Here is a 25107-nt window from a genome sequence, read left to right on the forward strand (position 1 = left end):
GACAAAATGAAAGAAAATCGGATAACCTTATGTATTAGTTCCCAAAGTTGTACCGCAACGTAAAGCCCGCATTGATGGTTGTTTGTGGAAATGCCGTGGAAACCGCAAACTCCGAGAAGGAATGATCGTAAAAGAACAGCGCATTCAAACTTTTGCTCAGGGCATAATCGGCCGTGAACTTGATGGACATTAATTTTTGCCCTGAAGTGATTTGGTTGTTGTCGATATCCAAATTACGGATTATGGTAATGTTGTCACGAAGTGAAAGGTCCGCTTTTAGGTTCAAATCTCCTTTCAGCCTAGTTTTCTCGCCTCCGATATTGGTCACAAACTTTACATCCTTAAAGCGGTAACCAAGACCCAACGTATATTCATTTCCATTGATTTCCGTCAACAAATTGTTGTCAAAACTCAAGGACAAGGTTCTACTGGTCCGTACTTCGGCCAAGAAACTAAAGGAGTTCTGCATTTCAAAATCCACCCGCATCAACGGACTGAACTCATCCGTAAGCACCACGTTATTGATCAGTGTTTTGGGGAGCAAATCCCCATTTTCTGGGTCGAATGTGGTGTTCTGGCGTTCCAAGTTGGTCTGGAACGAGTTCACACTATAGGCGGCACGATACCCATGACTCAAGGAGAAACGCTTGAATTTCTTCTTGAACCACCTATTCTTCATCAAACCTGTGTACTTAATGTTCCAGTTGGGGATTGGAATATCACGGAAGGCATCCATGTTTACACGTTCCACATCCTGCCCGGTATAGGCTGCGAAGAATGCGGGAAGCAATACTTCCTGTTGTGTTTTACCGTAACGTTCCGGGAAACCATCCTCATCCAATTCTCCTGGGCTCTCTCCCCTATCGGATACCAATCTGTTGGCGATGGTTATTCTATTTTGTTTGAATTGCTCAAAGGTTTCGGAATCGAACTCATCACTTTTATTGAAGACTGTTCCGATCATCACTGTGGAAATACTAAAGTTGCCCATTTCATTGATCAGTCCATTCTGTCCATTCATCCATTCTTCTGGACTGTAACTTTCTTGGGAGGAACTCATATAATTTCTATCAGCACTCAAATCTATGGTCAAATCTTGGGTGGGCTGTGCCGTAGCGGTAATGTTCAATTGTTTGTTGGTGTTTTGCATAAACTGACGGCTATACTCGGGATAATCGGTCAACCATCCCCTACGGGCCGCCTCGAATCGAATATCGGCCTGACTTCCGAACACAAAGCCCAAAGTTGGTCGGGTGGTCCCGATAAAACCAATGGATTGGGTATACCCTGGCAGTACGGTACCGCGGTTTTCGCTGTAATTTACATTTAACCGTTTTACCATGGTAACTATATCCACCAACGTATTAAAACCCTTACTTGTTTTTCTTGGTCCATCGGCAGCTTCACCATTTGCAGGATTACCCGCTTTATCCCTTCTAATAGCAGCTTGGTTTGCCGTCACTTTGCCATCACGCTTCTTCAGACCTAAAAAGTCGTAAAAACGTTGCATGCTCATATTGGCCGTTAAATTATGGGTGCTTGCATTTTGAACTGTATTGATATCCACTTTGGCCACCTCTCGCAATGCATCGCCCCCACGTTGCCAATCAAAATTACTGGTGTAGGTGTACTGTGCATTTATAAAATTTAGGAAGGGTATCTTGCTAAAGGGCAGCTCGTAGTTCAACTGCATTTGTTGCGCATGTCTGTTGGGTTCGCCTATATCAAAAAATCCGTCCCAAAGGTCAAGTGCCTCGTTTATGCCAGAGTCGGGATTTTCATCCACATTAAAATAATTACGGACAATGTTATTGTTGGACGCGGTCAAATTCAACCGTAACGATTTTGTAATGCTATAATTGAGGGCATATTGCCAGTTGAACAAATAATTTCGCTGTTGTAACAATGGTAATTCCAAAGCATCCACACCAGGTTCCAACACATCCCGATACCGTTGTTGGTTGAAGGAGCGGTTGTAATTGGCGTTTACCGAAAGACTTGTGGGCAGGGCATTGAAGTTCAAATCCTTTAACCATTGCCAGTACTTGCTCGTGAGCATGGAATCTTTTTTGGCAAAAGGTGCTACGGGAGCAGGTCTAAAGTTATGATTGTACACAAATCCAGTAGAAACATTTTGATCTCTAAGTTCGGCCACTTCAAAATCCCTATGGTCGGTTTCGTTGTAGGAATAATTAAAGGTAAAGTTTTCCACGTCGAAGAAGTTTTCCTCGGCTTCCTCTCCTCTATTTTTTCGCACACCGATCAAATTGATACTGGTACGTTTTGTATAATCCTCGGCTTGTTCCTCTATATCCTCTGCTTCTTCTGCCGTTGACGCAGCGGCTATCCTATCATCCAACCTAAGATCGTCATATACGGGGTCGAACTCCGGGGTAATCAAGGTTTCAGAAATTCCATAATTGAACGGTAGCTGTAGGTTCCATTTTTTGGGAAACAACTGCCCCACATTTACATTGGTCACCACATCGTAAGAAATGGCATCTTCCAAAGAACGCTCCGTAGGAGTTTGGTCAATGGAACCAAAGCCCGATGTGCTTCTGCTTCCTGTTGCCGTCACATTGGCAAAATCGGCCATGTTGGCGTCCAAAGCAGCGGTAGCGGCCCAACCTCCACTATTCTCGAGACCTGCCAAGCGAAGCTCATTGAACCATACTTCCCCACGCGCCGGAATATCATCAATGTTTTTGATACCGACCATCATACCACGAATACTTCCCAAAGATGGATTACCCCTGATTCCTATTCGAACCCTTCCCAAGGTACGTGGAGCAAATTCATCCACAAGAACGGCCTCACCGTTCACAATTTCGTAGTATTTGATATCGTCCAAGGTCTGATCCGATATCCCTTTGGATTTAACCTTGCCCAAATCGCTCAATGCGACATCAATTTCGTTTACATCGGGCCAAATCTCTTCTGCCGAAGATGCTCCAAAGGAAGTAAATTGAAGCGGCAACTCTATTTGATAGAAATTTTCGGAGAAATCGGTACCGATTCTTAGGAAACCGACCAACGGTGTATCACTGTCCGAGTAATCCGCATTGAATATTTTTTCGGCGTGCATAAACATTTTTAGGCGTTCGTACTGGCGTACATCGATGTTTACATTTTTGAATACCCCGCGAGCATCCTGAGACTCCAAATTCTCTACCACAAAAGATAAAGACTGTTCATTTTGACGGATAATCGTGTTGTTGTTGTTCAATTGTTCACGTACCACTCCAGGGGGCAGTACATAAGGTATGGGCTGCCTTCCGTAGTTTTCTTCAATGTTCACGGTATTCACATCGGTTACCGTGGCATCATCCGAAGGATCGTTGTCCACAGTGGGCTGTAAGGAGTTGGTATACGTTCTCCAATCGCCACGTACCAAATCCAAAGTTGCAAAACGCAGTACCATATCATCCGAAAACCCGGTCATGTACATTCTCATGAAGCTAATTGACCTAAAATCGGCAATCCCGCCCACGGCATCGGTGAAATCGCTCAATGGAATTTTATATTGAATCCATCTACGGTTCAATTGTGTACCGTTTGGCAGTGTTGGTGTTTGCCCTTCGCGGATATCGGTTACATATTGATCGTCGATAGTGGTATTGGGCTTTATCTGAATACGGTATTCATAGTAACTGTTCACCGTGTTCATGGTCAAATCCCTGTCAATATCTTCTACATCGGGCAAAGTTGTGGAACCTCTGTTGGTATTTGTTACGGAAACCGGTGAATTTCCTTGGGTATTATTGAAATCAAAATAACGTTCTAAGATACCACCCTCTCTGTTCAAATAATATTGATAGTTATCCAAAGCAGGGTCTTCCGCCGGACCATTATAAATTGCAGCCTCTTGGGCGTCGCCGTAGCCATCCAGACCAAGGTCTTGAGCTGTTCTGTTGGCCTCATCGGCATCAAAGGCATATACTAAAGATTGGGTCGATGGCACTTGGCCCCAGGCGGTTTCCCTTGGCACTTCGTTGTTCGTGCTTGCGGGAAGTCCGTTTTCATATTGCTTACGGCCATCTTTTAGGATATCTTCGGAGATATTGCCTAAATTAAGCACCAGTTCCCCGGCGTTGGCATCGGTTGTTTCTCCATCAATATAGGGATCCAACACCCAAAACTGAACAAATTCCACGTTGGATTGTTCAAAGTTGGTACTGCTCAAGGGTCTCATAATACCGCCCCACTTGGCATCTGGGGTTTCGGATTCAAAACTTGGATTGGCATTGTAGGGCCCTTTTTCATTTGGGTAATACACAATATCCAGTGTGCTCTGCACCTGCGTCTGTCCTTGGGCAATATCGGTTTCGGTAAACACCTCATCAATAAAAACCCTACGTGTCGAGTTCAGGGAAATATCGTTGTCCGACAATCCTGATGGTCTCTGATTCGTATAAAAAATAGGGTCTATAGTGTACCATGCCATTTTTGCACGCTCATAGCCCACATCAATCCCTGTTCTATCATCTATAAACTCAACTGGAGGACTGGCCAAGGTCCATCCCAATGAGGAACGGATATCGATTAAGGCCTGTGCTCCTTCAAAATCATCCAAATAGGTGGTGGTTTCCCCTCGAAAATCAGCATTTTTAGGTGAATTGGGCTTTAAAAAAGCCACTTCGCCCCTCAACGAGAGATTGGAGGGCACATCTGTATCAATATTTGGCAACTTATTGACCAATCTTGTCAAGAATGGTATTTCGGTACTGAAATTTCCGTTCAGACCAAAAATAGTATTGTTGACGGGCTCAATCCCGTAGTTTGATTTTTGGGTAAGGGGACGCTCGTTTAAGTTGAGCAGCGTACCGCCCAAAACAAATTTATCATTGAACTTATGTTCTACATTGACCCCGGCAAATCGCCGTGTCTGTTGACCAAATACAGCATTGTTCTCTACAGAAATATTGATAGGGGTATTGGATGCCTCCAAACTTGGATCCAAAAGTTGAACCGTTCCTGCTTGATAGTTCACCGTATAATCGATACCTTCTTGCAATTGGCGCCCCCCTGCGGTAACAGTAACGGAACCTTGTGGCACATTAAAAGCCCCGATGGGAATACCATTATTGGATTGTGAAGTATACCGCCCTTTGATTTGGAATCGGTTTTTTTCCGCATTTTGCAACGAAGCCGCCTTGGTCTTGGCATACATGTTCCGGAATACGTAACGCCTTTGGTTGGGATTGTACCCTTGGTCGTTATCCACATCGTAAACTCCGCCTCCCAATTTCTCAAAAAGGTATTCTCCAAAGGGTTCTACCTTGGTAAAAATAATTCGTCCCGATTGGGAATCCACCGTAATCCCCTCAACATAGTCAAAAAATCCATCCCCGCCTGGTTGTACATCATTATAGGTGTTCAAACGGTCCAAATTGAACACATTGAGCAATATCTGATCTTCCAAGCCCGAGGGCCAACCTGCGTTGGGGTCTACTGGCGTAATATAGTTTCGTGGTGTTGGGTCGGAATAAAGGATGTTCAACTTAAAATCCTCTTGATTCAATTGATAGGCCCCTGTGGAATAGATGTTTTTCATCATCAAATCCCAAATAGGGTCCTCTACATTGGTAATGTTACTTTTCAGTAATTTTAAGACCAATGAATTATTTTCAACAAAACTTGTGTTAACCGAAACCGATGTCGCATCAACCCCACCATTGGCAAACTCACCTACCTGATAAACCTCACCATTGTAGGTATACTGAAAAGCTACTCCCAGTACCTCATCGTTGCTCAAACTCTGACTTAGGGAGATATATCCCAATTGGGAATCGAACTCATAATCCCTTCCTGCCTCAAGTTTTCTGGCGTTTTCAAGAATTGCATAATCAAAACCTTGGTTTACGGTATACCCTGGAATATTGAACCCGGATTCCACCGTGGCAATATCCCGAATAGCTGGTGTTAGCGCACCACTTCCTATTTGATTGGGGTCGTAAGCATTGGCCCCGTTCTGCGGAAGTCCGCTTACCACGGCCTGGGCATTGAAAAACCCGGCAGGGTCACCGTTGTTGACACCGATACGGGTATTATCCGAAATGGCCTCTCCCAAATCCTGAATGGCCACAACATTTCTAACGTTCTGTGTTTGTTGGTTTCGGTTGGTCACCCAGACCTCCAAACGTGTAATTTGCACTTGCGTTTGAATGAATGGATAGAACTCCAAAGCGCGATCGTAATTATCCCGGAAATAATGGGCCAAGAAAAAGTGCCTATCCTCATCGTAATCCAATGCGGTCAAGGAAAATTCGTTTACAGTTCCTCCACCTTGGGCAACCACGGTGTTGTTTTGTGATCTTTGCTCGGAAAAAACCGCGGTAACCGTTGTTTTTCCAAACTGAAGTTGTGTTTTCACCCCGAACAAGCTCTGTGCACCTGTAATCAATGAACTGTTGAGCGGCATACTTACGTTACCCACTTCAATTTTTTGAAGAATATCATCCTCGGTCGGGGTATAATCGAGTTTTACCAAATTCTGAAAATCGAATGTGGCTTCGGTATCATAATTTGCGGTAACCTGAAGACGCTCGCCTACTTTTCCCAATAAACTCAAACTGATACGCTGATCAAAATCAAAAGAAAGATTGGTTCTGTTCCTGGGAGATAGTGCTGGGTTATCGTTCTTTTGCCATAAAATCCCCAAATCCATCGCAACCGACCCTTGTGGGATTACTTCAATGGTATTCCCTCCAAAAATGGTCTCAAAAAAGTTACTGTTCACGTAAAAATTGGGCAACAGGTTTCTTCTTGCTTCTTCACTCCCTTCTTTCTTCCCTGCATAGGCATCTGCCTTTTGCTTAAAGTAGGATTTCATTTGTTCCTTTTCAACAAGGTCGTAGTACTGTTCCGGGGTAAGAATTACGGGGTAGTTGACATTAAAATCCCCTATGCTCTCTCTGTAAACGTACGTATTGGTTTTGGGGTCGTAGGTGTATTTTGCAACAATACTATCAGGGTTTTCCATGATAAGGCGACCAAGCTCTACACCTGTTTTTACAGAATCCTGAGCCTGTTCGTTGGTTTCCTGTGCCATTATTGTAGCTATGGACAGCAAACAAACAACAAAGAATATGTACTTAAAGCGTGTTGGTTTAAGTATTGGTTTTGCCCCTTTTTTCAAACTAGTTACAAATTTTTCAGCGCCAGTTTAATAATGTTCTCTACGCTTAGCGAAGTATCTTGGGAAACTACCTTGTCCACCACCTTTTCAGATTGCTTTCTGGTAAAACCAAGAACCTCTAATGCAGATAACGCTTCTTCTTTATTTGTATTGTTTGATTGTTGTGAAACTTCGCCCATGTCGTAGACTTTTAAAATCTTATCCTTCAAATCCAAGATTACACGCTGGGCCGTTTTGGCGCCAATCCCTTTTACAGACTGGATTGTGGGCACATCTCCATTGGCTATGGCATCCCTGACATCGGATGGGGACAAGGAGGATAACATGGTTCGTGCAGTGCTTGCCCCGACCCCTGAAACCGATATCAATAAACGGAAGACTTCGCGTTCGGCACGCTCGGCAAATCCGAACAGGGTATGGGAGTCTTCTTTGATCAATAATTCGGTGTAAATAAATATATTTTCCTCGTCCAGAAGCTGGGAAAAGGTGTGCAACGAAATGTTTAAAAAATACCCAACCCCATTGCACTCCACAATGGCATAGGTTGGATTTTTCTCTACTAGCTTTCCTCTTAAGTGGGTAATCATAAAAATCAGTTTGACCAGGAGTTACTCCCCTTGCATTTTGGCTTTTCTTCGTTTCTCCCGCTCTTGGGCATCAATCACGGCCACGGCGGCCATATTCACCATTTCGTCCACGCTGGCGCCCAACTGTAAAATATGGGCAGCTCTGGTGAGCCCCACCATTATTGGACCAATGGAATCCGCATTGTTCAAGCCCTTCAAGAGTTTGTAGGTGATGTTGGCGGACTCCAGATTCGGGAAAACCAAAGTATTTACTTTCTTCCCGGATATTTTGGAGAACGGGAAGTTTTTGCTACTCATTTCAGGATCCAATGCAAAGTCAGTCTGAATCTCTCCATCAACCACCAAATCTGGGTTTCTTTCGTGTAAAATTTTCACGGCTTCCCGTACTTTTTTGGCATGTGGATGACTCGATGACCCAAAGTTCGCATAGGACAACAAGGCCATTACAGGATTGAAACCAAAGGTTTTGGCCACATTGGCCGTCATTTGCGCAATCTCGGCCAACTCCTCCGCATTGGGGTCTATGTTGATAGAAGTATCCGCCAAAAAGAGCGGCCCTCTGTCCGTTATCATAATATTTACCGTACTCGCATTTTTTACATTCTTGGCCCTACCCAAAACTTCAAACACGGGACGAAGCACTTTGGGATACGATCTTGAGTATCCGGAAATCATACCGTCAGCATCTCCTTCCTTGAGCATCATGGCGCCAAAATAATTACGTTTGCCCATGTTTACCCGAGCACTATATTTGGTCTCACCCTTTCTTTTTCTCAGTTCCCAAAGTTTTAAGGCATATTTGGTCCTCATCTTACTGAATTCATCGGAGCGAGGGTCTATAATGGGGACTTCAGCATCAAATTCGAGTTCCTTCTTTAAATTTTCTATGGTTTCCTTATTTCCTAAAAGGATTGGGATACCTATACCCTCATCATGAACGATTTGGGCCGCTTTCATCACATCCAAAAGTTCAGCTTCAGCAAAAACAATGCGTTTTGGGTTTACTTTGGCCCTATTGTGAAGCAAACGGACAACTTTGTTGTCATTACCCGATCTTTGGTAAAGCTCCTCTTCATACTTTGCCCAATCTTGTATGGGGAATTTCGCCACGCCACTGTCCATGGCCGCTTTGGCCACAGCAGGTGGAATTTTGGTGATTAAACGGGGATCAAATGGTTTTGGAATGATGTAATCACGTCCAAAGGTCAACCTAGTGGCATCGTAAGCAATATTTACCTGTTCCGGCACGGGTTCACGGGTCAAATCGGCCAAGGCCCTTACTGCGGCCATTTTCATTTCCTCGTTGATTTTGGTTGCCCGCACATCCAAAGCCCCTCTAAAAATAAAAGGAAAGCCCAACACATTGTTCACCTGGTTGGGATGGTCGGAACGGCCTGTTGCCATAATAATGTCGTCCCTGGTCTTCATGGCCAAATCGTACTCAATCTCAGGGTTAGGATTTGCCATGGCAAAAACAATGGGGTTTTCGGCCATGGAATTCAGCATTTCGGGGGAAACAATGTCGGCAATGGATAGTCCAATGAACACATCGGAATCTTTCATGGCTTCTTCCAAAGTGTCAATCTTCCGATCGGTGGCAAATTCTTTTTTCTCTTCACTCAGGGTTTCCCTGTCGCTCCGTATTACTCCCTTGCTGTCCAGCATCACAATGTTTTCTGCCTTGGCACCAAAGGCCTTGTACAAGCGTGTACAGGAAACGGCCGCTGCTCCTGCTCCGCTCACCACAATTCTGACTTCCTCTATCTTTTTATCGGCAATTTCCAAGGCATTCAACAAAGCGGCGGCGGAAATGATCGCGGTTCCGTGCTGATCGTCGTGCATTACAGGGATATCAAGTTCCTCCTTCAATCTACGTTCAATCTCAAATGCTTCGGGGGCCTTGATGTCTTCCAAATTGATGCCCCCAAAGGTTGGAGCTATCGTCTTAACAGTCTCGATGAATCTATCCACATCCTTGGTGTCAAGTTCAATATCAATTCCGTCGATATCGGCAAAAATCTTGAATAGCAAACTCTTCCCTTCCATAACTGGTTTAGAGGCTTCCGGTCCAATATCCCCCAAGCCCAAAACTGCGGTTCCGTTGGAGATTACGGCAACAATATTGCCTTTTGCGGTGTACTTGTACACATCATCCTTGTTCTTTTCAATCTCCAAACAAGGTTCGGCCACCCCCGGGGAATAAGCCAATGCCAGGTCCCTTTGTGTAGAATAAGGCTTTGTTGGTACAATTTTTATTTTTCCCGGTTGTGGTTTTGCGTGGTAGAGTAACGCTTCCCTTCTTTGTTTTTCCTTGCTCATATTGTCGAAAATGAATTGGTAAAGTTAGGGTATTCCAAGGTTTTATAGGGAGATCTATAACAATCAATTTTTTATTGACGTCTTACATACAAAACTAACGGTCTTTCAACTCGTTGATTTTGTTTTCAATATAAATATGAACAAAAATTCAAACTAGGCTGTCCATTTATTTTTTAATAAATTCAACATTACGTTTAAGGCCGGACAGTTTTGTTCTTTTTACCGCTGATTTTTTGAAGATTTTTTTAAAGACATCTTCCGTAATCTCTTCCCAATCCTTTTTGGTGTAGGACAATAATTCTGGGTTTGGGTCAAAAAGGGGTTCGCTATGCGATTTGGAAAAACGGTTCCATGGGCACACATCTTGGCAAACATCGCAACCAAACATCCAATCATCCAATTTACCATCAAATTCGGAGGGGATTTCGTTCTTTAATTCAATAGTGAGGTATGATATGCACTTGCTTCCATCCACCACATAAGGTTGTACAATGGCGTCGGTTGGGCAAGCATCTATACAGGCAGTACAGGTTCCGCAGTGATCGGTTACGGGAGTATCGTATTCCAGGTCCAGGTCCACGATCAGTTCGGCTATAAAATAAAAAGAGCCCACTTGCTGGGTAAGCAGGTTACTGTGCTTGCCGATCCAACCCAGACCACTTTTTGCGGCCCAAGCTTTGTCCAGAACAGGTGCAGAATCCACAAAGGCTCGCCCATGAACTTCTCCGATTTCTTCTTGAATAAAGTGGAGCAGGCTTTTGAGTTTATCCTTTATCACAAAGTGATAATCCATGCCATAGGCATATTTGGAAATTTTATAGGAATCCGGGTTTTGTTGTTTGGAAGGAAAATAATTCAACAGCAATGAAATCACCGATTTGGAACCCTCTACCAATTTTGTTGGGTCCAGTCGTTTGTCAAAATGGTTTTCCATGTACTGCATTTCGCCATGCATGTTCTGGTTGAGCCATTTCTCCAAACGGGGCGCTTCTTCTTCCAAAAATTCGGCCTTTGAAACACCACACGACAAAAAACCGAGGCGCTTGGCTTCGGTCTTAATCATTGATGTATGTTTTGTGGTCGATCTCAATATCGGTGACTACTTATATTTTGAAGCACCAATATACAAAAGACATACGCAATTTTATTGTGAAGGGAGAGCAATAGCCATGTCAAAATCGGCTGCCGTGACCAATACTTTTTGAATAATTTCTGGTTTAACAGATTTCATGACAGCATTATCTTCTGTTTCGGGAATGCCGAAAGTCTCAAAAAACTTGTAGAATCCTTTGGGACTGTGAATATTGACCCAGGTACAAGGTGAATCGGTTTTATTACTAAAGGTATGCAAGGTTCCAGGTGGCACATCCACAGACTCTCCCTGTTTACAGATAAAAGTTTCCCCGTTTACAAAAAACTCAAGCTCGCCTTGGATCACCATAAAAGCCTCTTTGTATTCGCTGTGCACATGTGGCGGGGGTCCTTGTGCACCAGCTGGAGTTTCACAAACAACTAAATCATAATCACCCGTGGTCGGATGCAACGTCACTTTTTGGCCCAAGACCCATTTTGAAGTATTGTTTTTCATTTTCGTGAGATTTTTGTCTCACAAACATATATATTAATTTTCACAGTTCAAAATTTTATGAGATATTTGTCTCATGAAAAAGGAACATATTACGTCCGGGCGTAAAAAACAGAAGCAGAATACACGAGACAAAATCCTTGAGGCATCTCGGCAATTATTAGAAAAGAAAGTGGCGTTGACCATGGAAAACGTAGCAGAAAAAGCCGGTATTTCCAGAGCAACCATTTATAGGTACTACACCAATATTGATTCCATTTCCATGGATTTGATCCTTCAACTCGATGTACCCAATCCTGAAACCATTTTTAGTAACAATGAAGGAGCCTCCCACAATGATGCGCTTCTAGACATCCAAAAAGCCTACCTAGATTTTAGCCTTCGAAATGAGCAAACCTCCAGAAAGTTCTTGACAGCGGTGTTGGCATCATCGAACCCACATATGCGAAGGGGAAAAAACCGCATCAATACCATTAAGGAGCACTTTAAATCCAATAAGGTAGATTTGAGCGAAGCGGATAAAGAAAAGTTGATTCACCTATCCGTACTTTTAATGGGGATAGAGTCTATCATCACAGTTAAGGATGTATGCGGATTGGACAATCAAACAGCTACCGACACCTTATCATGGGGCTTACAAATGATTTTGAAAGGCTGCGGAATAGATAAGTAATTTATCATTCCTAAAACCTACTTGGTTTTGACCATATCAAACTCGTCCTTATAATATTTCATTATGGGTTGGAACGGCCCCAATTGATGCTGCTCTTCGGTAAAATTGTCAGAATATGGTCCGTACGGAGTAGATACCGGTTTCTTGACCAAATCAGGAAAATCAACTTCCCGATTGGGCTTTGTCGGTCTCAATTTTTGATTGATGTACCCCGCCACATCATATGCTTCAGCATCGGTAAGTACAGGGTTATCGAATGTGGTTCCGTAGGGCATATTCCCTTTTATAAACTGTGCGGCGGTAATCACACGTGTCATGCCGGCGCCATTATTGTAAGAATCGTTTCCCCACAATGGCGGGTAGAGATAAGTGCCATCTGCTTGGGACTCTCCTTGCCCATCCGCGCCATGACATTCAACACAATTTTTGACAAAAACCTGTTCTCCATGCTGTAAATCCACGGCCCTATCAGGGATTTCAATGGTCAAAAAACCTTGTCCTTCTATTTTTCCGTTTGATGGGGCAGCCCTTCCCAACCATTCCATGTAGGCGAGCAAAGATTTCATTTTTTCACTGTCCTCTGGCATAACCTTACCGTTCATGCTGCGCTCCATGCAACCATTGATTCGCTCCTCGATGGTCCCCATTTTATCCTCTCGACCACGATACTGTGGAAATCGCTTGACCACACCTATCAGCGGAGCAGCATAAGGCTTTGTCCCTCCATTTAAATGACAACTGGCACAAGCCAAATTGTTCCCGGCGTACATCTGTGTTGAATCCCCTTGTTTGGGACCCAAATGTTGTGGGGTGTTCCTAAATACGTCAAAACCTTCCTTTATTTTTTGATTTTTAGCAGAATTAGAGAGATTGTACACATTGTAATCCAAGTAATAGACATCATCTGGAAATGCTGCATATTCTTTGGAACCGAAGTCGCCGAATGCGACCAAAACAACAGTAAAGGCCAACCCCAGCATCAAAATGACACAAACACCCAGTTGTACGCACAGCTTTTTAATCTGCCGAGCAATGGCTATGTTTTTATCCGAACTCCACTCTTCTGGATGTATTGGTTCTTCCATGATTCTTCTTTAATCATGCAAAGCAATTACGAAATGATAAGATAGGGGCACTTTCCTTGATTCTCATAAAATGAATTTCCAATCCAAGAAGACAATCAAACAAGCAAGTAAATTACAAAAAGATTTAACTGGAAAGCAACAAAACATCAAAACAATCCGCCCTGCGTACCCCCTTTTACCTTGCCCAAATGTCTATATGCAAGTTCGGTGACTTCTCGCCCTCTTGGGGTTCGCATTATAAAACCTTGTTGAATCAAAAAGGGTTCGTAAACTTCTTCCAAGGTCTCTGCACTTTCGGACACAGCTGTCGCCAAAGTGGTGATACCAACGGGCCCTCCCTTGAATTTATCTATAATGGTGGTCAATATTTTATTATCCATTTCATCCAGACCATGGGCATCCACATTTAAGGCCTTAAGTCCAAATTGGGAAATTTCAAGATCAATATTTCCGTTGCCCTTTATTTGGGCAAAATCCCGGACCCTGCGCAATAGTGCATTGCATATTCTGGGAGTTCCCCTGCTTCGCCCGGCAATTTCTATGGCTGCATCATTGGTGATAGGTACCTTAAGTATTTCCGCACTACGTTCCACGATGGTGGACAACAGCTCGGTGTTATAATATTCCAACCGGCTCTGGATACCAAAACGGGCCCTCATGGGGGCTGTAAGCAATCCCGAACGGGTCGTAGCTCCAATCAACGTAAATGGACTAAGGTTAATTTGAACGGTACGGGCATTGGGACCCGATTCAATCATGATGTCGATCTTATAATCTTCCATGGCCGAATACAGGTACTCCTCTACAATGGGGCTCAACCTATGGATTTCATCAATAAAAAGTACGTCGCGTTCCTCTAAATTGGTCAACAGTCCCGCCAAATCACCGGGTTTGTCCAATACGGGACCTGATGTAACTTTAATGCCCACACCAAGTTCGTTGGCCAAAATATGGGCCAAAGTTGTCTTGCCAAGTCCTGGGGGACCATGAAAAAGGGTATGATCCAATGCCTCGCCCCTGAGATTGGCTGCCTGTACAAAAACCTTGAGGTTTTCCAGTACTTGGGCCTGCCCTGTAAAGTCATCAAAACTAACGGGCCTCAAAGCTCTTTCTATATCGAGCTCCTCCGGTGAAAAATTATCGGCTGTTGGATCTAAATTCTCGTTCATTCTACAACAAATATAACCGAAAACCCCATCGACCTAAAACCTTATACATAAAAATAGTGCTACAGATGGTTCTTAATATTCTAAACCTTAACTTAGGAAAGTCATAACTTCATCAATAAGGTTCAATATGATTACCACAGATTATTCCTCTGGAATTCTACAATACATCCCTTTTTTTTATGTAATCTGGTCTGATGACTTGCTCTCTGCTTCAGAAATTTCGGTCGTACAAAAAGTGATCGAACTGGACACATCTTTGAATGTGGATGAAAAACATCAATTACAGAGATGGTTAAAAAGAGATGCCCCTCCTTTTGATGATGAAATCAAGAATTGGAAGCAGGCCATTGCCAATTCCGGAGTGAAATTGATCGAAAGCGACATCTACCCTCTTTCTTCCCTTAGCCAACGCTTGGTCAATGGTGATGATGTAAACGAACAACTGAAGCATATCGAAATCCATCTGGGCATACAGCCCAACCATTACAACCATTTATTTGATGTGGAAGTAGTGCATGAAAAAACTTCAAATGAATACGACGCTAAAATTCTGGACAACATACAAAAGGGAGAACATTCCGAGGTAGTCGACAGGTTCCGAAAGTTTTTGGATAGGCCTGACTTTTCATGGCAGGTTTTAAGAGACAAAGAAGATTTTAGGAACAGGGTTTTGCATCAAGTCCAGCTTTTGGGAGAAGCAGGGTACGGCGCTATGGCCTACCCCAATGCGTATGGAGGAACGGGAAACATGCCCGCCTACGCAGCTATTTTTGAACATCTGATGTTCGTGGATGGCAGTTTGGCGGTAAAGTTTGGGGTACAGTTTGGTCTTTTTGGAGGAAGCATCCAGAAATTGGGAACAAAAAAACATCACGATCAATACTTGACCCAAGCCGGGGAAACCAAACTATTGGGTTGTTTTGCCATGACGGAAACGGGACACGGTTCCAACGTTAAGGGCATAAAGACTACCGCCACCTATGAAAAAGCTTCCGATTCCATTATTATACACACGCCTGGAAAAAATGACAACAAAGAATACATTGGCAATGCCTTACATTCCAAAATGGCCACCGTTTTCGCACAATTGATTGTAAATGGTAAAAATGAGGGGGTACATGCCATTTTGGTTCCCCTCAGAAATGAAAATCATGATACTTTGAAAGGCATTACCGTTGAGGACAATGGGTACAAGTTGGGGTTAAATGGCGTTGATAATGGAAAAATCTGGTTTAACAACGTAAAGGTACCACGAGAAAACCTGCTCAACAAATATGGCGAAATACGGGATGATGGAACCTACTTTTCCTCCATAAAAAATCCGAACAAGCGATTTTTTACCATGCTGGGAACTTTGGTCGGCGGACGTATTTGTGTGGCCCGTGGCGCATTGGGGGGAAGCAAAATGGCCTTGTCCATCGCTGTAAAATATGCCCTGAACCGCAGGCAGTTCAATGATAATGTGAAGGTCCAAGAAGACTTGATCATGGATTATCCCACGCATCAACTCAGGCTTACTCCTGCGATTGCGGGAGCCTATGTCTATCACTTTACCTTGGAAGAGATGATAAAGCGTTATAGTGATGACTCACAGCCTGACAAAAGAAAAATAGAGACCCAAGTGGCGGGGCTAAAGTCCATTATTACCTGGTTTGCCAACGATACCATTCAAGAATGCCGCGAAGCATGCGGTGGCAAAGGTTATCTATTGGAGAATAGAATTGCCGATTTAAAAGGCGACGTTGATATTTTTACCACATTTGAAGGTGACAACACCGTATTACTGCAACTGGCGGCCAAGGGTATTCTTTCCGATTTTAGGTCCGAATTCAATAGTGCAGGTTTTGCATCGGTGCTGAAACTTTTACAAACCCAACTATCGGACAGGCTTACCACTATAAATCCCCTATATTCAAATAAGGTCGATGCGGAACACCTGTATAACCCTAAGTTTCACAAGCACGCCTTTGATTATCGTACCCGAAGATTGACCTATACCTTGGCGATGCGTATTCGCAACTATATTAAAAAAGGGATTCCATCGTACCAGGCTTTCTTAAAGGTACAGACCCATTTGTTGGCTCTCGGGAAAGCTTATAGTGTGGAATTGGCCTACCATATTTTTTGTAATCATTGTGAACAGATTACAGACCTAAAGTACAGGGCATTGATGCAGAAGGTGGGGTGTCTTTACGCCCTTGATCAAATCAATTTGGATGCCAGATGGTTTTTGGAGCAGGGATATATTGGTGGCACAAAATCGAAAGCGATCCGCCAACGGGTGGAGCGTTTATCCACCGAATTACGTCCACACATAGAAGTTTTGGTAGATGGTTTTGGCATTCCCGAGCATTGCCTAACCGCCCCAATTACAAAGTAATTGTCATTCTTCCTTTTTGATAAGTTGGGAGGTATCCAAAAATTCCTCTATGGTAATTTTTGGGGTACCATAGAGATAAATACCCGCGCTTCCTGATGATTTTATCGAAATATCACCAAATGAATATATCCTAGCATTTGCGGTTCCGGTAATTTCCAGTTGCGCTGAATTTATCTGCATGGTTTCGCCCTTATAGTTGGTATCGTCCAATAAATTGGCATGCAATCTATCCGAAGTGCCCTCCATGGCCAAGGATGAATTTCCTTCCAAATCCAAGACTCCTGCATTGATTTGGGCATAAACATAGGCTTGAGCCCTTTTGTTCAGGTTAATATTCAAAGAATCGACTTCCACATGAAAATCCCCGCTGCTCGTATCTTCCAGATTAATATCCATTAAGGCAGCATTTGCTTTGATATCCAACTTGGTATTATTAAATCCGTCCACGAACAATTCGTTGGCATGAATTACATCCTTGGAGAGAATACTACCATTTTTTAAGGTGATTGCCTGCAGCTCGGTATAGTTAACAGTTATTTGCAATTCTTTTTTAGCTGTAATATTGTAATAAGAACTGATTACCAAAGTACCGTCTTCCACTTCAAACTTGAGAATGTCCACCAAATTGTCATCAGCGATAAGGTGATAGCTTGGCCCCAACGCCTTATTCAGTATAATTTCAAGGTCATCAGTCAACATAATGGCATTAAAGGGCGGAAGTTCCTCGCTTATTTCAGTAACGATTCTAGTGCCTTTTATTTTGGGTTTACGTTGAGCAAAGGAAAGTATCGGGGTTAATATCAACAGTAGGATTAGTAACTTTTTCATGATGGTTATCTTTTTGAAGTGGGAAATGCTTTTTAAAGATATGCAATTCACTTCAAAATCTATTCCAACAAAAAAAGCCCATCCAAAAACGGACGGGCCTTCTCACTAATATAAATGTAATCTTAATGGTTGAGTTCTTCTTCGTTCTCTTGAAGCGGAACGTTTTGCGGAACAAAATCCTGCCCTGCAATAATGTACTCTCCATTTTCGTATGTTTTGCTATAATCGTAAGCCCAACGGTAAACATGTGGAATTTCTCCCGGCCAGTTACCGTGAATATGCTCTTGAGGGGTTGTCCATTCCAATGTATTGGCACCCCATGGATTAACAGGTCCTTTTTTACCATAGAAAATACTGGAGATAAAGTTGTAAACGAATATTAACTGGGCAAAACCAGCAATAATCGCAAACACGGTCATCAAAACCTGTACATTGGTCAGTTCATCGAACATTGGGAACGCCGTATTCTCATAGTAACGTCTTGGCACACCGGCCATACCCACAAAATGCATTGGGAAAAAGACACCGTAGGAACAAACTGCAGTAATCCAAAAGTGGACATAACCCAAATTTTTGTTCATCATTCTTCCATGGAACATTTTTGGGAACCAATGATAAATGCCCGCAAACATACCATACAGGGCGGATATACCCATTACCAAATGGAAGTGGGCAACAACGAAGTATGTATCGTGAACGTTGATATCGAGCGTACTGTCACCTAAAATGATACCTGTTAAACCACCTGTAATGAAAGTGGACACCATACCTATTGAAAAGAGCATTCCAGGATTGAGCTGGAGATTACCCTTCCATAAGGTGGTAATCCAGTTAAATGCCTTCACCGCAGAAGGAATAGCTATCAAAAGTGTCGTAAACGTAAATACTGACCCCAAAAACGGATTCATACCGGACACGAACATGTGGTGGCCCCATACTATAGTGGATAAAAATGCAATGGCCAGAACAGAGGCAATCATCGCCCGATATCCAAAAATTGGTTTACGTGCATTAACGGCCATTACCTCCGAAACTATTCCCATAGCAGGAAGAATAACGATATATACTTCCGGGTGACCCAAGAACCAGAACAAGTGTTCGTACAATACCGGGGACCCCCCTTGATAATGCAATACTTCACCTTGAATAAAGATATCCGACAAGAAGAACGATGTACCAAAACTTCTGTCCATAATCAACAACAAGGCTGCCGAAAGCAATACCGGGAACGAAACTACACCGATTATTGCGGTCACAAAAAATGTCCAAATTGTCAAAGGCAGACGTGTCATCGACATTCCTTTTGTCCTAAGGTTGATTACGGTCACAATGTAGTTCAACGACCCCAACAAGGAGGAAGCGATGAATATGGCCATGGATACCAACCAAAGTGTCATACCCATACCTGAACCTGGCTGCGCCATTGGAAGTGCACTCAATGGAGGATAGATGGTCCAACCTGCTGCTGCAGGTCCTGCTTCCACGAACAATGAAATAATCATGATCACAGAGGATACGAAGAACATCCAGTAAGAAACCATGTTCATGAATCCTGATGCCATATCCCTGGCACCGATTTGCAATGGAATCAACAGGTTACTGAAAGTACCACTCAATCCCTGCGTTAATACAAAGAACACCATTAATGTACCGTGAATGGTAACCAATGCCAAATAGATATCGGCATCCATTACACCGTCTGGGGCCCATTTGCCCAAAACAGCTTCAAAAATACCGAAAGATTCGCCTGGCCAAGCCAATTGCATTCTAAACAACAATGACATGGCTATACCTATGAATCCCATGATCAGACCCGTAATGAGATATTGCTTGGATATCATCTTGTGGTCCTGACTGAAAATATATTTTGTTATGAAGGTTTCCTTATGGTGATGTCCGTGATCATCGTGGTGATCATCGTGATTTACATGGGCTACTTCAGACATATTCCAATTAATTTATTTCGTTATTCTCTTTTGTTTGTTATTCTACCGAAGCTGTTTCGCTCAATTCAATATCAGCGTCATCTTCCAAGTTATGTGCTTGCTCCGTTTCATCGATCATAACAGTTTCTTTGAACGTTTTCTGTTCGGCAAGCCATTTATTGAACTCTTCCTCGGTTTCCACTATAATCTTCATCTGCATGTTATAATGGGATTTTCCGCATATTTTGTTGCACAGCAATACGTAATCGAACTCCCACGGTTCGTTATTTGGTATCCCTTCTGCTGCTTTTTGTGCCCTAATGGCATTGGTTCTTTTTACCTTGTCCACAACATCTGGGTTTAAACGCATTTCTTCTGTTGTAACTGTTGGTGTAAAAGAGAACTGGGTAATCATACCGGGCACACAGTTCATCTGCGCCCTAAAGTGTGGCATATATGCCGAGTGCAGTACATCTTGTGACCTCATTTTAAAGTTCACTTTTCTTCCTACGGGCAAGTGCAATTCTTTTACAATAATGTCATCTTCTGCGTTGGGGTCGGACTCATCCAAACCGAGTACATTGGCATTGGCAATATCAATCAAACGAACATTGGCTTCACCAAGAACGTTGTCGTCTCCACCGTATCTAGCAGTCCAGTTAAATTGTTGTGCGTAAAGTTCCACAATCAACGGATCATCATCTTCGTTGATGTCCATGATATTGGTCCATGTGTACAATCCCCAAAGAATCAAACCAGCCAGTACAATTACTGGAATAATGGTCCAAATGAACTCCAATCTGTCATTATCCGCAAAAAAGAGTGCTTTTTTACCCTTTTGTCCCCTGTACTTATATCCAAAATAGTGGAGCAAAGCTTGGGTTATGGTTTGAACAAAGAATATAATTGCGAAAGAGACCCACATCAATTGGTCATAATCTGCCCCATGTTCGGATGCAGCCTCAGGCAAAAGCATCTTATAATACTTGGCAAAACTGAAAATAGTTATTCCGTAAATAAAAATCAGGAAGGCGAATAATAGGTAGCCGTTATTTTTATTATCGGAATCGTTCGCAATCTCATCGTGCTCTGTTTTTGTTTGCGATAATTCAAAAATTTTGGTCATCTGCCAAATTGCAATCGCAACCAGTACTAAAACAGTTAATGTTAATAATGCAGTCATCGTATATCTATCTAAGACTTAAATCGTATTGTATTAATAATGAAAATGTCTACTCTCCTCAATAAATGGGTTTCGTTTGGGCTGTAATGGTGCCTTTGTCAAAGCAGTAAACACCCAGTAAACGAACAAACCTCCGAAGAACAAAATACCACCAATCTCTGGCAATCCAATAGACCATTGGTCACCAACCGTTGCAGGCATTATCATATTAAATATATCCAAATAGTGGCCAAATAGAACCACAATACCTGTCATGATCACAAACCAGTTGATACGCTTATAATCACTGTTCATAAGCACCAATAACGGGAACACAAAGTTCAAGACCAACATTCCGAAGAATGGCAATTTATAATCTTGGAACCTCGCCACATAATAGGTAACTTCTTCTGGAATGTTCGCGTACCAAATCAACATGAATTGTGCAAACCACAAATACGTCCAGAAAATACTGATACCGAACATAAACTTGGCCAAATCGTGAATATGGCTATCATTTACATCTTCCAGATATCCTTTTGATTTAAGGTAAACGGTTACCATAGCGATAACAGTGATACCAGAAACGAACATACTTGCAAATACGTACCATCCGAACAATGTACTGAACCAGTGTGGATCAACACTCATAATCCAGTCCCAAGACATCATGGACTCGGTTACAAGGTAAAATACCAAGAAACCTGCTGACCATCTAAAGTTTTTTACAAAGTTGGTGTTGTCATCTGATTCATCTTGCGCCAAGGACAATTTTCTTGAATATTGACGGTAAAAAATCCACCCACCCAAGAATATTGCAGCTCTTATCAAAAAGAAGGTTGGGTTCAAATATCCCGCTTTACCTTGCAGCAATTCATCATGGGCCACAACCTCGGGATCCATCCACACGAACATATGATTCATATGCATTGCGGAAAGTAACAAAATCACAAAAACAATGATCCCGCCCGGAACCAAATAAGCGGTAATACCCTCCATGACCCTAAAGAGCAATGGGGACCAACCTGCTTGTGCGGCGCGCTGTATGGCATAGAATGCCAAAACGCCCAATGATATCATAAAGAAAAAGAAGGCAGCTACATAAAGTGCGGACCACGGCCTGTTTTTCAACTGGCTCAACAAATGCTCATCGTGGGAAGCATCGTGTTCCTCACCATGAGAAGCCTCTGCTCCATGGCTTTCGGCGGCCGCTTCTGCATGTCCTCCCCCATGACCATCATCATGTACTGCTACCATGGCCTTGGCTTCTTCCACGGTTGATGGGGCAGACATAAAACCAATTACAAGGAAAATGAATCCTAGCCCCATGGCGATGAAAGATCCTATTCTAAGTTTGTTTGAAAAGGTATACATAGTTTCTTCTTATCCTATTATTTTGTTAGGTCTTCCTTTAACTTCATTACATATTCGGACACTTGCCACATCTCTTCCTCACTGGCAAACTGAGAGGCGTATGAGCCCATGGAGTTCAATCCATAATAGATAGTGTGGTATGTGGTTCCTACCGTAATATTTCTGGCTGGATCATCGTAGCTGGGAACACCCAATATTTTTTCTCTTTTCACAAGATTTCCCTGTCCAGCTCCTTTTGGTCCATGACAAACAGCGCAGTAAATTGCATAGAGTTCTGCACCTTTTGCCAAGTTCTCTTCTTGTTTTAACGAATCCAAAGGGCTTGTATTCAATCTTGCTAGCTCTTTACCTTCCGGAGTGTTTTCAAACTCATAGGGCATGTATCCTCTGGAGATGGTACCTTCTGGTGGCAAAAGGGCCTCTGTCCCATCGGGGAACAACCCATTATCCACACCTTGATAGGTCTCATATCCTACAGGTTCGTACATGTTTGGCATGAATTGGTAGTTTGGACTGCTCTTGTCCGCACAAGAGGCCGCGAACATCACCAAGACCAAAGCAACACTTATTTTACCTAATTGCTTCATATTATTAAGACTCCTTTTCTGTAACTTTTACTTCTACCGCTCCTGTTTCCCACAACAAATCGGCAAGTTCATTTTCGTTATCGTGCAACCCTATTTCCATTAAAAAGTGGTCGTCGGTTGTACGTTTATCGGGGTTTTCTGCTTTTTTGAACGGCCACATTCTACTTCTAAGGTAAAAGGTGATCACCATCAAGTGAGCTGCAAAAAACACCGTAAGCTCGAACATGATAGGAACAAAGGCCGGCATGTTTTCCAAATAACTAAAGCTTGGCTTACCACCAATATCCTGCGGCCAATCCTCGATCATGATATAGTTCATCATAACTACGGCAACCGTCAACCCCAAACATCCGTAGAGGAAAGAGGTAATAGCTATTCGTGTATCCGCCAACCCCATGGCCTTATCCAAACCGTGAACGGGGAACGGAGTGTACACTTCTTCAATATGATGATGCTCTGCCCTAACCTTTTTTACGGCATGCATCAACACATCGTCATCGTTGTAAAGTGCCTGTATAACTTTTGACGCCATAATTATTTTTTATCGTTTAACAACTTTGCCTGACCAGCCCAATCATCGCGTTGTGCGCGCCCTGGGAATCTTCCAGTAATCGAGTCTAGCAAATCATACTCCTTTTCAGTCATTCTAGCGACCTGGGCATAGGTGAATATGCCAATTTCGTTTAAGGTACGCTCCATCTCCGGACCTACACCTTTTATCTTTTTCAAATCGTCGGGGGTTTCTGTTGCCGAATCAAAAGTTCCGATAGCGCTCAACAATTCAGAAACTCCTACTTTATCGCCAACTGTTGGTTTGGGCTCGCCCATCAAAACATCATCGGTAATAGGCTCATCGTAGCTGACTACCTTGTTAACACCTTGTGGCATTTGATACAGAGGCTTTCCTGCATCCCTTAGCTTTTTGTATTTCTCTCCTGATGATTTCAAGATTGATTTTACCTCTGCCTGTGCAATTACGGGGAATGTTCTGGAATATAATAGGAACAGTACAAAGAAGAATCCGATGGTTCCTACAAAGATTCCGATATCCACAAATGTTGGGGAGAACATGGTCCATGAAGATGGTAGGTAATCCCTATGCAAAGAGGTGACAATGATTACGAAACGCTCGAACCACATCCCTATGTTTACCACAATAGAGATAAAGAAGGAGAACATGATGCTGGTACGCAATTTTTTGAACCACATAAACTGCGGAGAGAACACGTTACAGGTCATCATGGACCAGTAAGCCCACCAGTAAGGTCCGGTAGCCCTGTTCAAGAAGGCGTACTGTTCGTACTCCACACCAGAGTACCACGCTATGAACAGCTCAGTGATGTAGGCACATCCTACAATGGAACCTGTAATCATGATTACGATGTTCATCAATTCGATATGCTGTACGGTAATATAGGCTTCAAGGCTGCACACTTTTCGCATAATGATCAAAAGTGTGTTCACCATGGCAAACCCAGAGAAAATCGCACCGGCAACAAAGTACGGTGGGAAAATGGTGGTGTGCCATCCTGGAATTACCGAAGTAGCAAAGTCAAACGATACGATGGTGTGTACAGAAAGTACAAGTGGTGTTGCCAAACCGGCCAATACCAAGGAGACTTCCTCGAAACGTTGCCAGTCTTTAGCTCTACCTGTCCAACCAAAGCTCAACAAGCTGTATATTTTCTTTTGAAATGGTTTTACCGCCCTGTCACGGATCATGGCAAAGTCAGGCAAAAGACCTGTCCACCAGAACACCAATGACACAGAAAGGTAGGTCGAAATCGCAAATACGTCCCAAAGCAATGGCGAGTTAAAGTTCACCCACAAGGAACCAAATTGGTTAGGGATTGGAAGTACCCAGTAACCCAACCATGGACGCCCCATGTGGATAATCGGGAACAAACCTGCCTGAACAACCGAGAAAATGGTCATCGCCTCTGCAGAACGGTTGATCGCCATTCTCCATTTTTGACGGAAAAGCAAGAGTACAGCTGAAATAAGTGTACCTGCGTGACCAATACCTACCCACCATACAAAGTTGGTAATATCCCAGGCCCAGTTAACGGTTCGGTTAAGTCCCCAAACCCCAATACCCGTGGAAACGGTATAAATGATACATCCTAGACCCCAGAGGAATGCCACTAATGCGATGGAAAATACTATCCACCATTGTTTATTGGCCTTTCCCTCAACCGGACGGGCAATGTCCACTGTTACATCGTGGTATCCTTTGTCTCCGACCACTAAGGGCTTTCGAATAGGTGCTTCGTAATGCGACGCCATAATTTATCT

The 25107-nt window shown here is 43.1% G+C and carries 16 protein-coding genes; 2 read left to right on the forward strand and 14 right to left on the reverse strand.

Annotation, left to right across the window (positions count from 1 at the left end; translation table 11 throughout):
- Window positions 1-34 precede the first annotated feature (34 nt).
- The 5 genes from sprA to GO009_RS06225 form a co-directional block, all read right to left on the reverse strand.
- The gene (gene sprA / locus GO009_RS06205) at window positions 35-7051 is read right to left on the reverse strand and encodes a cell surface protein SprA (RefSeq protein ID WP_239057396.1); all 7017 of its coding nucleotides are present in this window, start codon (window positions 7049-7051) and stop codon (window positions 35-37) included.
- 92 nt (window positions 7052-7143) lie between these two features.
- Window positions 7144-7725, reverse strand: a complete 582-nt coding sequence (ruvA, locus tag GO009_RS06210) for a Holliday junction branch migration protein RuvA (RefSeq protein ID WP_163625350.1) — start codon at window positions 7723-7725, stop codon at window positions 7144-7146.
- A gap of 21 nt (window positions 7726-7746) precedes the next feature.
- A complete protein-coding gene (locus GO009_RS06215) occupies window positions 7747-10044 on the reverse strand; it encodes an NADP-dependent malic enzyme (protein WP_163625351.1) in 2298 nt (765 codons plus the stop codon).
- Window positions 10045-10210: 166 nt separating this feature from the next.
- On the reverse strand, window positions 10211-11107 hold the full coding sequence (queG, locus tag GO009_RS06220; RefSeq protein ID WP_239057397.1) for a tRNA epoxyqueuosine(34) reductase QueG: 897 nt from the start codon (window positions 11105-11107) through the stop codon (window positions 10211-10213).
- An 81-nt stretch (window positions 11108-11188) separates the two neighbouring features.
- The gene (locus tag GO009_RS06225; protein WP_163625353.1) at window positions 11189-11632 is read right to left on the reverse strand and encodes a cupin domain-containing protein; all 444 of its coding nucleotides are present in this window, start codon (window positions 11630-11632) and stop codon (window positions 11189-11191) included.
- Between the two features lie 73 nt (window positions 11633-11705).
- Here GO009_RS06225 and GO009_RS06230 point away from each other — a divergent pair, with 73 nt between their 5' ends.
- Window positions 11706-12302, forward strand: a complete 597-nt coding sequence (locus tag GO009_RS06230; protein WP_163625354.1) for a TetR/AcrR family transcriptional regulator — start codon at window positions 11706-11708, stop codon at window positions 12300-12302.
- 17 nt (window positions 12303-12319) lie between these two features.
- Here the strand turns inward: GO009_RS06230 and GO009_RS06235 are convergent, their stop codons facing one another.
- Window positions 12320-13387, reverse strand: a complete 1068-nt coding sequence (locus GO009_RS06235; protein WP_239057398.1) for a c-type cytochrome — start codon at window positions 13385-13387, stop codon at window positions 12320-12322.
- 146 nt (window positions 13388-13533) lie between these two features.
- Window positions 13534-14556, reverse strand: a complete 1023-nt coding sequence (gene ruvB, locus GO009_RS06240; RefSeq protein WP_163625355.1) for a Holliday junction branch migration DNA helicase RuvB — start codon at window positions 14554-14556, stop codon at window positions 13534-13536.
- A gap of 127 nt (window positions 14557-14683) precedes the next feature.
- Between ruvB and GO009_RS06245 the strand changes: the two genes are divergently transcribed.
- Window positions 14684-16936, forward strand: a complete 2253-nt coding sequence (locus GO009_RS06245; protein ID WP_163625356.1) for an acyl-CoA dehydrogenase — start codon at window positions 14684-14686, stop codon at window positions 16934-16936.
- A gap of 3 nt (window positions 16937-16939) precedes the next feature.
- Here GO009_RS06245 and GO009_RS06250 read toward each other — a convergent pair whose 3' ends face one another.
- The 7 genes from GO009_RS06250 to nrfD all read right to left on the reverse strand — a co-directional run bounded on the left by GO009_RS06250 (window position 16940) and on the right by nrfD (window position 25098).
- Window positions 16940-17764, reverse strand: a complete 825-nt coding sequence (locus GO009_RS06250) for a DUF2807 domain-containing protein (RefSeq protein WP_163625357.1) — start codon at window positions 17762-17764, stop codon at window positions 16940-16942.
- Window positions 17765-17886: 122 nt separating this feature from the next.
- Window positions 17887-19710: a cbb3-type cytochrome c oxidase subunit I gene (locus tag GO009_RS06255; protein WP_163625358.1), complete on the reverse strand. Its 1824-nt coding sequence runs from the start codon at window positions 19708-19710 to the stop codon at window positions 17887-17889.
- Between the two features lie 37 nt (window positions 19711-19747).
- A complete protein-coding gene (locus GO009_RS06260; RefSeq protein WP_163625359.1) occupies window positions 19748-20872 on the reverse strand; it encodes a cytochrome c oxidase subunit II in 1125 nt (374 codons plus the stop codon).
- Between the two features lie 33 nt (window positions 20873-20905).
- Window positions 20906-22225, reverse strand: coding sequence for a quinol:cytochrome C oxidoreductase (locus tag GO009_RS06265; RefSeq protein WP_163625360.1), 1320 nt, complete (start codon window positions 22223-22225; stop codon window positions 20906-20908).
- A 17-nt stretch (window positions 22226-22242) separates the two neighbouring features.
- Window positions 22243-22812 (reverse strand): c-type cytochrome, encoded by a 570-nt coding sequence (locus GO009_RS06270; RefSeq protein ID WP_163625361.1) that lies wholly within the window; start codon window positions 22810-22812, stop codon window positions 22243-22245.
- A gap of 4 nt (window positions 22813-22816) precedes the next feature.
- The gene (locus GO009_RS06275) at window positions 22817-23344 is read right to left on the reverse strand and encodes a DUF3341 domain-containing protein (protein ID WP_014033174.1); all 528 of its coding nucleotides are present in this window, start codon (window positions 23342-23344) and stop codon (window positions 22817-22819) included.
- A 2-nt stretch (window positions 23345-23346) separates the two neighbouring features.
- On the reverse strand, window positions 23347-25098 hold the full coding sequence (nrfD, locus tag GO009_RS06280; RefSeq protein WP_163625362.1) for an NrfD/PsrC family molybdoenzyme membrane anchor subunit: 1752 nt from the start codon (window positions 25096-25098) through the stop codon (window positions 23347-23349).
- Window positions 25099-25107 lie beyond the last annotated feature (9 nt).

Origin of the sequence: Allomuricauda sp. TY007 (assembly GCF_010468565.1) — a bacterium.
In the GTDB taxonomy this organism is placed as follows: Bacteria; Bacteroidota; Bacteroidia; order Flavobacteriales; family Flavobacteriaceae; genus Flagellimonas.